Annotated in this window: 13 protein-coding genes; 4 read left to right on the top strand and 9 right to left on the bottom strand. The window is 37.2% G+C overall.

Annotation, left to right across the window (positions count from 1 at the left end; translation table 11 throughout):
- The 4 genes from EL165_RS24270 to EL165_RS24255 are packed head-to-tail and all read right to left on the bottom strand — an operon-like array spanning nt 1 to nt 3,809.
- Complete coding sequence (locus EL165_RS24270; protein ID WP_002980933.1) at nt 1–633, bottom strand: DUF4141 domain-containing protein; 633 nt, start codon at nt 631–633, stop codon at nt 1–3.
- A 21-nt stretch (nt 634–654) separates the two neighbouring features.
- On the bottom strand, nt 655–3,165 hold the full coding sequence (locus tag EL165_RS24265) for a TraG family conjugative transposon ATPase (protein ID WP_002980934.1): 2,511 nt from the start codon (nt 3,163–3,165) through the stop codon (nt 655–657).
- Nucleotides 3,162–3,494 (bottom strand): DUF4133 domain-containing protein, encoded by a 333-nt coding sequence (locus tag EL165_RS24260; RefSeq protein WP_034692366.1) that lies wholly within the window; start codon nt 3,492–3,494, stop codon nt 3,162–3,164. The genes EL165_RS24265 and EL165_RS24260 overlap by 4 nt, the downstream gene beginning before the upstream one ends.
- Nucleotides 3,495–3,503: 9 nt before the next feature.
- Entirely contained in the window at nt 3,504–3,809 is a 306-nt protein-coding gene (locus EL165_RS24255) for a DUF4134 domain-containing protein (protein WP_002980936.1), read from the bottom strand.
- Nucleotides 3,810–3,995: 186 nt separating this feature from the next.
- Here EL165_RS24255 and EL165_RS24250 point away from each other — a divergent pair, with 186 nt between their 5' ends.
- Nucleotides 3,996–4,970: a PDDEXK nuclease domain-containing protein gene (locus EL165_RS24250; RefSeq protein ID WP_002980937.1), complete on the top strand. Its 975-nt coding sequence runs from the start codon at nt 3,996–3,998 to the stop codon at nt 4,968–4,970.
- A gap of 33 nt (nt 4,971–5,003) precedes the next feature.
- Here EL165_RS24250 and EL165_RS24245 read toward each other — a convergent pair whose 3' ends face one another.
- The 4 genes from EL165_RS24245 to EL165_RS25995 all read right to left on the bottom strand — a co-directional run bounded on the left by EL165_RS24245 (nt 5,004) and on the right by EL165_RS25995 (nt 7,070).
- Nucleotides 5,004–5,621 carry a hypothetical protein gene (locus EL165_RS24245; RefSeq protein WP_002980938.1) on the bottom strand — a complete coding sequence of 206 codons (618 nt, stop codon included), beginning with the start codon at nt 5,619–5,621 and terminating at the stop codon, nt 5,004–5,006.
- A 9-nt stretch (nt 5,622–5,630) separates the two neighbouring features.
- Complete coding sequence (locus EL165_RS24240) at nt 5,631–6,026, bottom strand: DUF3408 domain-containing protein (protein WP_002980939.1); 396 nt, start codon at nt 6,024–6,026, stop codon at nt 5,631–5,633.
- 4 nt (nt 6,027–6,030) lie between these two features.
- Nucleotides 6,031–6,798 (bottom strand): ParA family protein, encoded by a 768-nt coding sequence (locus EL165_RS24235; RefSeq protein ID WP_002980940.1) that lies wholly within the window; start codon nt 6,796–6,798, stop codon nt 6,031–6,033.
- 128 nt (nt 6,799–6,926) lie between these two features.
- Nucleotides 6,927–7,070, bottom strand: coding sequence for a hypothetical protein (locus tag EL165_RS25995; RefSeq protein ID WP_164720353.1), 144 nt, complete (start codon nt 7,068–7,070; stop codon nt 6,927–6,929).
- A 362-nt stretch (nt 7,071–7,432) separates the two neighbouring features.
- Here EL165_RS25995 and mobA point away from each other — a divergent pair, with 362 nt between their 5' ends.
- From mobA to mobC, 3 genes are all read left to right on the top strand, one after another.
- Complete coding sequence (mobA, locus tag EL165_RS24230) at nt 7,433–7,867, top strand: conjugal transfer protein MobA (protein ID WP_002980942.1); 435 nt, start codon at nt 7,433–7,435, stop codon at nt 7,865–7,867.
- Nucleotides 7,864–9,117 carry a conjugal transfer protein MobB gene (gene mobB, locus EL165_RS24225; RefSeq protein WP_002980943.1) on the top strand — a complete coding sequence of 418 codons (1,254 nt, stop codon included), beginning with the start codon at nt 7,864–7,866 and terminating at the stop codon, nt 9,115–9,117. The genes mobA and mobB overlap by 4 nt, the downstream gene beginning before the upstream one ends.
- Nucleotides 9,118–9,241: 124 nt before the next feature.
- The gene (mobC, locus tag EL165_RS24220; protein WP_041461866.1) at nt 9,242–11,242 is read left to right on the top strand and encodes a conjugal transfer protein MobC; all 2,001 of its coding nucleotides are present in this window, start codon (nt 9,242–9,244) and stop codon (nt 11,240–11,242) included.
- Nucleotides 11,243–11,293: 51 nt separating this feature from the next.
- Here mobC and EL165_RS24215 read toward each other — a convergent pair whose 3' ends face one another.
- Nucleotides 11,294–12,139, bottom strand: a complete 846-nt coding sequence (locus EL165_RS24215; protein WP_002980945.1) for an RteC domain-containing protein — start codon at nt 12,137–12,139, stop codon at nt 11,294–11,296.
- Nucleotides 12,140–12,167 lie beyond the last annotated feature (28 nt).

The following is a 12,167-nucleotide window of genomic DNA, read 5'->3' as shown; positions in this document are numbered from 1 at the left end:
TTACCAGTATTTTTGATTGGAGGTTCCGTAAAGATCCAGCACCCTTTGGGTATTGTTCTGTTTTTTTGCTCTGAGATAACTGACCGAAATATTTTTATTGGTATAGTATCGTACCAGATTATGATACGCTTTAACCTCTTTATAAACCCGGTCAACAACATCCATCCTTTCTTTATCATTCAGAGAAAGACCGTTAGAAGTGATGATCTCTTTGAGTTCTTTCAATAGCTCCGTGCTCTCCGTAAGAAGCGCAGAATAACCATTGGCAATGGAAGCTAATTCCTGAGTATTAAAATTGGGGTCATTCAGCATTTTACCGAAATTGTTCACGTACATTTCAGAAACATCGCCTACCAAAAGAACGGTCTGCTGTACTTTTCTGGCATTCTTAACGAGATTGTTGATGGCTTTCAGCTGGTCATAGTACTCTTTTCCCTGTTCATAGACTTTCTTAACTTCATTAAAGTTCTTTATCACATTAGATACCGTCGATGAGGTCTGCACAATTTCATTGGCTGAGTTTAATATGCCTGACGCTAAGTTGGCTGGATCGGTCACGACAAATTGTGCTTTTGTATAGGTGAAGGTAGCGAATAATGCTACCATCAATGTTTTGATGATTAATTGTTTCATTGCTGTAAATTTTTAAATGATTTAATTTTCTTTTGTGTTCGGTTTTATTCTCTTGAGAGAAATCCGCTTGATGGCATGTTCGACATTGCCATCAAGTTCTGATGCAAGATTCATCACTTCCATCTTTTCTGTTTCTTCAGTGGTATAAGCCAGATATTCTTCGGTAGATACCTCGGTCGCATAGACTGCAGAGTGTGTTCCACCCAGTCCAATCCAAACTTCTTTATACAATCTTCTCGGATCGTTATTCATATTGATGGACAAAACTTGAGACTTTTCTTTGTCGGTTAATCCCAGCATCGCCTGAATATCATCGAACTTGTTCATATACTTCCTTTGGTCAAGAAGAATCTTACAATCCGAATTATTAATGATACTTTCTTTCACAATCGGTGACTGAATGATATCATCAACTTCCTGAGTTACCACTATGGCTTCTCCGAAAAATTTCCTGACGGTCTTGAACAGGTACTTGATATACTCAGCCATCCCCTCCTTGGCAATGGCTTTCCAGGCTTCTTCAATGAGGATGAGCTTTCTGATACCTTTGAGTCTCCTCATCTTATTGATGAAAACTTCCATAATGATGATGGTCACAATCGGAAATAGGATCTTATGATCTTTGATTGCATCGATTTCAAAAACGATGAAACGTTTGGATAATAAGTCCAGCTGCTTTTCTGAATTGAGCAGATAGTCATATTCACCTCCTCTGTAGTAAGGTTCCAGCACATTAAGAAAGTTGGCAATATCAAAGTCTTTTTCCCTGACTTTCTTTTGCTCCAATACTTTCTGATAATCATCTTTGACGTACTCATAGAATCCGTTGAAAGAAGGATGCTGGTCATCGGTTTTAATTCTTTCGATATATCCGCTGACTGCATTGGAGAGTGCCACTTCCTCTGAACGGGTTGGTGGTTCATCGTCTCTTTTCCACAGGGTCAGAATCAAGGTTTTTATACTCTCCCTTTTTTCAATGTCAAAAACGCCGTCATCAGTATAGAATGGATTGAAAGCGATAGGATTGTCCTCGGTATAAGTAAAATAAACCCCGTCCTCTCCTTTGGTCTTTCCTTTAATGAGTTCACATAATCCCTGGTAGGAATTTCCGGTATCTACAAGAAGGACATGCGCTCCCTGCTCATAGTACTGTCGTACCATATGGTTGGTAAAGAAAGATTTCCCACTTCCTGAAGGACCAAGGATGAACTTATTTCTATTGGTTATAATTCCCTGTTTCATCGGCAGATCTGAAATATCCAGATGAATAGGCTTTCCAGTCAGGCGATCAGCCATCTTGATCCCAAAAGGTGATGGTGAATCCTGATAGTTGGTCTCTTCTGTGAAAAAACACAAAGCAGGTTCTATGAATGTGTAAAAACTCTCTTCACTAGGAAAATCGCCTGCATTACCGGGAATTCCTGCCCAATATAAAGTAGCTGTATCCGTGGTATTATGACGGGGCTTACATTCCATCAAGGCTAGCGCACTACCTGTATCATTTTTTAATTGTTTGAGCTCATTAGGATTGTCAGACCATGACATCACATTAAAATGAGCACGAACAGATTGCAGACCATAAGAATGTGCTTCATTTAAATACTTTTCAATCCATTCCTTATTGATCTGATTCGCTCTACTGTATCTCGCAAGCGAATGCATATTCCTTGCAGATTTTTCAAACTGGCGGAGGTTCTCATCACTGTTGTCAATAAATAAATATTGATTATAAATATGATTACAGCTTAGCAGAAGTCCCACCGGAGAAGCAAATGACAGAAGGCAGTCGGTGCGATCGGTGCTTAACTTTTCATAACGGCTGTGTGATGAAACAGTACCTGGCAAATCCTCCGTATCCGATAAGGTATGCATACTAATCCGGTTGTTACCAATTCTCATTTCTTCTGAGCCTAATTTGATGTCCTGCAATGACGGATGGGTTTCACGGGATAGAGTCAGATACTGTTCCAGTAGTCCTGACCTCTCGGAAGTTCCAGCTATTTCATCTTCTGTGATCCTTTCCAAATGGATATAACCGCTGTCATTGATAATCCGCTCCAGCTGATCGACCGCTTCAAGAAAACGACCAATGACTTCTTTGTCTTTAATCTCTTTTGGAATCAGTTTTCCTTTACAGAGTGATGAAAAGTTGCTCTGCATCCGCATTCTCTCCTTACTTGTTTTTGTGATAAACAGGTAGCAGTAATGATTTAAAAAGGGCCTCTCATTGAAATGCCTTTCAAATGATTTGGAAAGAAAACTCTGGTCTTCTTGTGACAAATCAGGATTGTAGTTTTCTTTCATAAACCAGTCCTGTTTGTGAACGATGGTGAAATCCGGGAGTGTTTTAATCGCTTTAAACCAAGCGGAATGCATGGCTTCATACTCAGCGGAAGCGACAGTAAACAGTTCGGGGAGTCTGACCTTAAAGCAAACCGTAACATCAGCGTCTTTTGAAATGATACAATCATTTTCAATCGCAAGCAGTGGAAATTTACTTTCCAAGGTTGCTGCTTTGGAAGAATTTCTCATATGTTTGTTCTTTTACGGTTAATTTTCAGATACCGATAAATACTCTTTCGACTGATGATGTATTTTGGATGCTTCTTGTGTGCGCCTAATTTCATCAGACCATGTTCCCCGTATTTTCTATTCAGTGCGAAAGTCTGCCAGGTAAGAAGTCCACTGCTGAATCCTCCGAGAATTAAACACAGATAGGTATTGACGCCTGCCATATACATAACCATGATACAGATCAATATTCCTAAGAGTCCTCCACTGAAGATAAAGAGGTATTGCGCTTTAAGTCCCTTGAACTCTACCGTCCTTCCTATTCCTTTATTGATATGATAGGTATTCATAGTCGTCATTTAAAGGAAGAATGAGCGAAGAATGGTTGCGGCAACAATTAAGAAGATACATGCTCCAAACCAGCTGGCAGCAGTTTTACTGGTATCAGGGTCACCGCTGCTGAACTTGTTATAGACTTTTACGCCTCCGATGAGTCCGACGACTGCACCTATGGCGTAAATTAATTGGGTAGCGGGTTCAAAATAAGAAGTGACCATCTGTGTAGCCTCATTGATTCCGGCTGAACCATTGCCTTGACCAAATACCAAATTAATTGTTACGAATGTTAAAATTGCGTACAGCAATTTTTTTCTTTGTTTTTTCATAATGAATAGATTTTTGATTATGAAACCCGCACTTTACGGGCTTGATGACAAAGATGTCCGAGTCTAGGTACTCAATAACAGGAATGGCAGTGGATGGACTCTTTTGGCTGTTAAAGAACCGTGCGCCAGTCAGAATTCCTGTATAAATAATTGTAAATTTGCAAGGAATTTCAAAAAAGAGAAATCATGGATAAAAGGTTCACAGATATTATTGAGCTCATCAAACAGTCTCGTAACAATGCGATAAGAAAAGTCAATGAGGAACTCATCGATCTATACTGGAATATTGGTGAGTATATCAGCAAAAAGGTAGAGCTGAGTGAATGGGGACAATCTGTGGTTAAAGAACTTTCTCAGTTTATCCAGACTCATGAACCTGAACTAAAAGGTTTTTCGGATAAGAATCTTTGGAGAATGAAGCAATTTTATGAGACTTACAAGGAATTTCCAAAAATCTCAACACTGTTGAGAGAAATCAGCTGGTCTCATAATCTGTCCATATTCTCCAGATGTAAATCAATCGAAGAAAGGGAATTTTATATCAAGTTGACCAAACAGGAAAATTATAGCTTCCGGGAGTTAGAGAGACAGATATCCAGCAGCCTTTTTGAAAGAACGATGATTGGAAATTCAAAACTCTCAACAGTGTTGAGAGAAACTAACGCTGATATAGTCAATACATTTAAAGACAGCTATGTATTTGACTTTTTAAATCTGCCTGAAACATTCAATGAAAATGATCTCCAAAAAGGTTTAATTGAGCAGATGAAAAATTTTATCCTGGAGTTAGGACGGGATTTTCTTTTTATCAGCGAAGAGTACAAAGTACAGGTCGGAAATTCTGATTTTTATATCGATCTCTTATTCTTCCACAGGGGGCTGCAATGCCTTGTCGCTTTCGAACTGAAAGCAGATAAATTCAAACCCGAACATCTGGGTCAGCTTAACTTTTATCTGGAAGCGCTGGACAGGGATGTTAAACGTCAGAACGAAAATCCAAGCATCGGCGTACTGCTTTGTAAAGACAAAGACAGCGAAGTAGTAGAATATGCGCTGAGTAGAAGTCTTTCTCCGACAATGGTTTCTGAATACAAAACGCAGCTTCCCGACAAAAAGGTTCTGCAGAAAAAACTGCATGAATTGTTTGATAACAGATCTTAGTTGAAACTTCTTAATAACAAAAGGGGAATTTGCCTAAACAAACTCCCCAATATCGAAACCTTCAACACCATCTTTGTAACTGGAAGATATGCCTTGAACATCATTCGAAATGCTCTGACTTAACAAATTTGAAATACGCTTCGAAGCCTCCCCCAACGAATTCTCCAAAAGATCAAAAAGCTCGGTCCCATGAATTTTTTGAATTATAGCAACTGCTTGCTGTTCTAAATCAGGTTCCAGCATTTTCCGCTGTAACAGCTGACCCGCAGTACTCAATTCCTGAAAGGTAACCCCTGTAGCAAACCCGCTTTCGATATTAGAGTCCTGATACTTCCAATCCTCTTCCTCCTGCCCCCAATTATCCTTGATTAGAATATCATCAAGGTTTTTATTCTCGGTTACATCCTCAGCTTTCCCATCTCTGGTTTCTGATTCAAAATTATCTTCTGCTAATGAAGTAAATTCAAGGTGGCTTTCAGTGGCTTTAACTGGCCAACCTTTTCTTTTTGTTTGCTTAATATCTCCCATTATCGGTGGAGAACTTTTCTTAGTATTACCCCTATCTTTCGCACGGACATTGACTGGGAATCTTCTGTCGAGAAGAATTAGAATGATAGCGATTAATAAACCTATAATGATTATTTTTTCCATAAAATGATATTAAAAAATGGGACGGTATTTTTTATTGAAATCATCAGTAATTTCCTTTTCAAACATTTCGAAATGATACGCCAGTATATTATCCAGATAAGCATACAGAGAAATCTGGTCATCGGCAATGATTTGAATAATGCGTGAGAGGCGCTCGTGATATTCAGGACGGATATAGATACTTTTATCACCCCGCTTAGTCATTGTATGATGAGTAAGAAACTGCTCCATATAGCTTATATCTGAGGATTTCTTAGTATTCAACTTATTTTTTGCTTCACCCTTCTCCTTTGGAGGATCATCAGTTTTTGAAATAACTTCCTTCTTAGGACTTCCTGCCATAATGGACATCAGATATTGTTCATCGATCCCCCTATCATCATTGTTATTTTTTTCATATTCCATACTCTTATAGTTTTACAATTCCTAAAAATTCTTCTACAAATTGATCCAGTCTGCACTGAGCTAACAATTTAGGATCTGCAGGCAGTAAAGTCGATCGGAAAACCGTTTTTGATGTCGACTCTCCTTCTTTCCGAAATCTTTTACTGTCTGTAATACTTGTTTCCATAAGTGGCAGTCCTAAATCTGAAATCACTTTACTGTAGTTTTTGTAGAGCAACGTCCGTTCTCTTCCATCCACCTGATTCCAGAATAGATGTACAGCCCGAATTCCCGTTTGAGTTTCTTTCATCAACACATTGGTTAGAACATCGGTGAAACTTAACGTACTTTCCAGCACAACACGATCCGCAGTAATGGGTGAAAAAATATAATGGACTTTCGTCAAAGTTTTTAAAATACCGGTGGTATTCACAGTTCCCGGTAGATCTAAAAATATAACATCAGGAATAGTTTCAGATCCTTCAACATAAGCATCTATATCCTCTAAAACCTGATCGGCTTTACTCTGGAAAATGGGATACGCTTTTTTATTAATACTCGTAAATTGTTTGTGAGCGATCTTTTTTAAAATCTCATTCTGCATCACCATTTTTAAATCCCGTTCTCTCATCTGGAGTAAACTGTACTGAGGAAAGTCACAGTCAAATACAGCGACCTGGTACCCCATCCGGTAATGAAGGAGACTTGCCATAAGTGTGGTAAATGTACTTTTTCCTACCCCTCCTTTTTGAGTGGAAAATGCAATAATGGTAGGTTGCTTTTTTGTTTTCATTTTGCTTGATTTTGGTTATACATAATTGGGAAGAAAGACTGATTGACAGCCTCTGGGCAATACATATATCAGGTTCCCTGTACTGCTTTCAGTGTTACTGGACGGAATTCCCGAAAGCTGTATTGACTTCAATCAGTTCTGGCTGAATGCCATTCATCCTGCAATCCTGAAAAATTGCTTTCCTGAAGACTATCTTTCACACAGACTATCTTGACGGCTGGAATTCCGGAAGGCTGGCATGCAGGGGTTCTGCTGTTCAGGATTTCTGTCAAATCTGCAGTCAGGAAATCCCGCCCTCAATCTGATACAAATGAATAGTATTTCTTTTTTAAAACATTTCTAATGGTCGTTTTTGGCTTTAAGTGACTGTCTTTGACTTCCTTTCTAATATTGTCCCTACAAATGATTGTGGTTTACTTTGTTTCAGAAGACTAAGGAGGTCTTGGGAAATTGAACTTTATGAATGCGATCAGTATTACATCTACTTTATTACTGGAATTTCCTTTCACCCGAAAGGAGCAAGTTATGTTTTGAGTGCCTCATAACTTTTTTCGTGCCTCAAAACAACTTGCCCTGGCTGGGGCTTTAAAAACCACTCCGAAGTCGTGATTTTACTAATATTAAATTAAATGCGATGGACCTAAATAAAAAAAGCAAAGGCGGGCGTAAGCCCAAGCTTAATCCAAGTAAAAACAGGTATGTATTTAGACTTACGGATGAGGAAAATATAAAGTTTTTAAATTTATATAAGGCTTCCGGAATGAGTAACAAAGCGAAATTTATTACAACAATTTTATTTCAGAAAGAATTAAAAATTGTAAAAGTGGATATTTCAACAATGGATTATCATAGTCAACTCACTAAATTCTTCTACCAATTCCAGTCGATTGGAAACAATTATAATCAGATAGTAAAAATTTTATACCGAAATTTCACGGAGAAAAAAGCTTCTTTCTATCTCTTTAAACTGGAAAATCATACCAGAGAACTAGCTTTAATTTGTAAAAAGATTATAGAACTCACAAAAGAATTTGAGCAAAATCATATTCAAAAAACTTCTGAAAAATGATCGCTAAAATTGGAAAAGGTGAAAACCTATGGGGTGCGCTTACCTACAATCAACAGAAAGTAGACAACGAAAAAGGAACGGTTTTATTTACTAACAAGATTCCTGATTTGTGGGATGGACCTTATTCGGTTAAATTTTTTCATCAGTACTTTGAACCCTACTTGATTGCCAATAACAAAACTGAAAAATCCGTAAGGCATATCTCGCTTAATCCTGATCCCGAAGATAAGGTTAATGACAAAGATTATCGGGAAATGGCCCAGCAATATATGCAGGAAATGGGTTATGGCAACCAACCCTATGTTGTCTTTAAACATACGGATATTGATAGAACTCACATTCACATCGTCACCACCTGTGTCCAGATCGACGGAAAGAAAATATCAGACCGATATGATCATTCCCGATCAATGGAAGCCTGTAGGAAATTGGAAAAACAATACAAGCTGAAAGTTGCTGTTGAACATAGGAATTCAAATCAAAACTTTATTTTTAAACCTGTTGATTATACTAAAGGGAATATCAAAACACAATTATCCTCGATACTACGACATATTCCTCAAACCTACAGCTTTCAAAGTATAGGTGCATATAATGCTTTACTCTCTCAATTCAATATTTCCTGTGAAGAGGTTACTGGAGAACTGCATGGAAAAATGAGAAAAGGAATGGTCTATTTTGCTACAGATAAAAATGGAAAAAAAATAAGTTCCCCTTTTAAATCATCTCTTTTTGGTAAGCATGTAGGAGTAGAAAATATTCAGGTGCTCATCAAGAAGTCAAAAGTGAAAATGAAAAATGATCCTTCAAAATTCATTCTTAAAAGAACTATAGAAACCGCTCTCAGCACAAGTAAATCGGAAGCTTCTTTTAAGACTCAACTTTTGGAACAGGGAATCGCTACAGTCATACGAAAGAATGATGATGGAAGGATCTACGGAATCACATTTATAGATCATAACTCCAAATCTGTTTGGAATGGTTCACAGTTGAGTAAAGAGCTTTCAGCCAACGCATTCAACAAACTATGGAATGATGCAGAAACAAAGCCTGAAACAAAATACGATCATAATGATCACTTTAATTTATCTCAGGAAATATGCACACAACAATTTCTTACGAATAGCATCAGCGGAGTTTTTGACGGATTTTTTAGCGGTTTATTATCTTCAGATACTAATGAGGATCAGGAGAAACAAATTTTTGAATCACAAATGAAAAAGCAACAAAGAAAAAGAAGAAAAAAATAATCTTCTTTTGCAAAAACGGTCTTATAACGATGCTCAAACAGCCAAAGTCAGCCATTGTATTCTTGCAACGGCACATTCATAATTAAGAATGTGCAATCCTGTATTTATGCGTCTAAAATCTGATATGCAGGGTGAAGACGATTTAAGAGGACTTGCCAAAATCATGGCGTTTATGCGAGCGGTCAGTATTATTATGGTTCTAATGCATCTGTACTGGTTTTGTTATGGATTTTTTGCACATCAACAATGGACACTGGAACTCATCAATAAGATTCTTTATAATTTTAATAAGACCGCAGGCCTTTTTTCTCAACCTATTTATTCTAAGCTGTTCGCAATAGTTTTACTGGCTTTGAGTTGCCTCGGAACAAAGGGAGTCAAAAATGAAAAGATCACTTGGAAAAAAATTAGTATTGGTTTTTCTATTGGTTTTGTCTTATTCTTTTTAAACGCAATCCTCTTACAATCTGCCAACAGCTTTACTCCTGTACTTTATATTCTATCTACCGGTTCCGGATACATCTTCCTGATGCAGGCAGGAGTCTGGATAGGCCGTTTACTCCAAACAAACTTAATGACCGATGTTTTTAACAATGAGAATGAAAGCTTTCAGCAGGAAACCCAATTACTCTATAATGAATATTCTGTTAACCTTCCTACACAGTTCTATTATCAAGGGAAGTGGCATCAGGGATGGATTAATGTGGTGAATCCTTTTCGTGCCACCATTGTCTTAGGAACTCCAGGCTCAGGAAAATCCTATGCCGTGGTAAATAACTACATCAGACAACATATCGAAAAAGGATTTTCCATGTATATCTATGATTTTAAATTCGATGATTTGTCTACTATTGCGTATAACCATCTTCTCAATCATTCTGATGCTTATATCGTAAAGCCGAAATTCTATATCATCAACTTTGACGACCCAAGAAAAAGTCATCGATGTAATCCTTTAAATCCCGATTTTATGACGGATATATCTGATGCATATGAAGCTGCCTACACCATTATGTTAAACCTGAACAGAAGCTGGATACAAAAACAGGGCGATTTCTTTGTTGAGAGTCCTATCATACTGCTAGCTGCCATCATATGGTTTCTTAAGATATATAAGAACGGTAAATACTGCACTTTTCCACACGCTATTGAGCTGTTGAACAAAAAATATGAAGAAGTCTTTACGATATTAACCTCTTATTCTGAATTAGAGAACTACCTATCTCCTTTTATGGATGCATGGCAAGGGGGTGCCCAGGATCAATTGCAGGGGCAAATCGCATCGGCTAAGATTCCTTTGTCTAGAATGATCTCACCACAATTGTATTGGGTAATGACCGGAGACGATTTTTCTTTGGATATCAATAATCCCAATGAGCCTAAAATTCTGTGTGTAGGAAATAATCCTGATCGTCAGAATATTTATTCTGCTGCTCTTGGGCTGTACAATTCGAGAATTGTTAAGTTAATTAATAAAAAAGGACAGTTGAAGAGTTCGGTGATTATTGATGAGTTGCCTACCATTTATTTCAGAGGACTGGATAATTTAATTGCTACTGCCAGAAGTAATAAAGTTTCCGTATGTCTCGGATTCCAGGATTTTTCTCAGTTGACAAGAGACTATGGAGATAAGGAAAGTAAAGTCATTCAGAATACGGTCGGCAATATTTTCAGCGGTCAGGTGGTTGGGGAAACAGCAAAAATCTTATCTGACCGTTTTGGAAAAATACTTCAAAAAAGACAGAGTATATCCATCAATAGGAACGATACTTCCACCTCCATTTCTACCCAATTGGACAGCCTTATTCCTGCTTCGAAGATCTCTACCTTAACCCAGGGATTTTTTGTCGGTGCTGTATCTGATAACTTTGATGAAAGAATTCAGCAGAAGATTTTTCATTCCGAGATTGTGGTGGACAATGTTAAGCTTTCTCAAGAAATGAAAAGTTTTCAGCAGATACCATCGATCCGATCCTTTATTGATGAAGACGGAAATGATTCTATGACCAGGCAGATTCAGGATAATTATAGAGAAATTAAGTCAGATATTCTCAATATCATCACAGATGAAATGGATCGAATAAAAAATGATCCTGATTTGCAACATTTATTGAACTCGGATTAAAGAATGAAACCTCAAATACCATACGATTTGAGGTTTCTGTTTGTATTTATGTTACTCAGCATCACTGTTTAAAAAATATTGATTCAAATTGTCACTCACCAATTGAAGGAATTTGGTTGGTCCCTGTTTTCGGTTACGGATTTCAAAGATGGTTTTATGAAAGTTGCCTAAATCGCAATCCAATGACTTTTCTGTAAATTTTATGACTTCGCTTAACTCGATATTACCACCGTTAAAACAACGCATCTGGTAAAGTGCATAGATAAGCTCTATAAGACCGACCTTTGATCCCGACCAGCTCAAAGGAGAAAATACTTTTGTGGTAAAGGTATCATTCGAATTTTCAATTTGCTTTTTTAAATACTGATCGAATTGCTCATTGGAAATAAATCTGGCGATCATATGATCGTGGGAAGTTGTAAAACTCGGATCATAATTATAAAATCCGGATGATAACTTCATTTTTAGGTCGTAGGAATTGCGAACAAATATTTTATGATCAAGATAGGTTGCTTCCCGTTTATAGTAACTGTAAAATTCAGAATGCTCCAAATAAAAGTCTTTCAATTTTTCCTGTTCTGCTTCATAATATTTTTTTAAAGTCTTATTTCCGGCAGCCGGTTTATGAGATTCAATATCCAGTACTTCAGAATAATAAATAAATTTTGAGATAAACTGCGGTTTCAGTTTTTTAAAAAACAATACTTCTTCAGCAATATGGTCAAAATGGTGGCTTGAAACCAGAAGTTTTAATTTCCTTATCGACTCATCAATAATAAGTAATGCCTTTTCTGAAATTTTGATCAGATCATTTCCGTCAGCATTGACTTCGTTAATCTTTAGGTCCAGATCCTCCAATAACTTCGAAGTTCTTTTAAAAATAGTTTTTGTTACCATGTCCTTTTTTAAGGAATTTACAAAAATT

It is taken from the genome of Chryseobacterium gleum, assembly GCF_900636535.1.
GTDB lineage: Bacteria > Bacteroidota > Bacteroidia > Flavobacteriales > Weeksellaceae > Chryseobacterium > Chryseobacterium gleum.
The sequence above is the reverse complement of the archived record's forward strand: the minus strand, read 5'-3'. Positions and strand labels throughout refer to the sequence as shown.

Coding starts and splice junctions, on each gene's coding strand:
- EL165_RS24245 (WP_002980938.1), bottom strand. CDS start 5,621: ATGGAAAAAATAATCATTATAGGTTTATTAATCGCTATCATTCTAATT.
- EL165_RS24235 (WP_002980940.1), bottom strand. CDS start 6,798: ATGAAAACAAAAAAGCAACCTACCATTATTGCATTTTCCACTCAAAAA.
- EL165_RS24260 (WP_034692366.1), bottom strand. CDS start 3,494: ATGAATACCTATCATATCAATAAAGGAATAGGAAGGACGGTAGAGTTC.
- EL165_RS24240 (WP_002980939.1), bottom strand. CDS start 6,026: ATGGAATATGAAAAAAATAACAATGATGATAGGGGGATCGATGAACAA.
- EL165_RS24215 (WP_002980945.1), bottom strand. CDS start 12,139: ATGGTAACAAAAACTATTTTTAAAAGAACTTCGAAGTTATTGGAGGAT.
- EL165_RS24270 (WP_002980933.1), bottom strand. CDS start 633: ATGAAACAATTAATCATCAAAACATTGATGGTAGCATTATTCGCTACC.
- EL165_RS24265 (WP_002980934.1), bottom strand. CDS start 3,165: ATGAGAAATTCTTCCAAAGCAGCAACCTTGGAAAGTAAATTTCCACTG.
- mobA (WP_002980942.1), top strand. CDS start 7,433: ATGGACCTAAATAAAAAAAGCAAAGGCGGGCGTAAGCCCAAGCTTAAT.
- mobB (WP_002980943.1), top strand. CDS start 7,864: ATGATCGCTAAAATTGGAAAAGGTGAAAACCTATGGGGTGCGCTTACC.
- EL165_RS24255 (WP_002980936.1), bottom strand. CDS start 3,809: ATGAAAAAACAAAGAAAAAAATTGCTGTACGCAATTTTAACATTCGTA.
- EL165_RS24250 (WP_002980937.1), top strand. CDS start 3,996: ATGGATAAAAGGTTCACAGATATTATTGAGCTCATCAAACAGTCTCGT.
- mobC (WP_041461866.1), top strand. CDS start 9,242: ATGCAGGGTGAAGACGATTTAAGAGGACTTGCCAAAATCATGGCGTTT.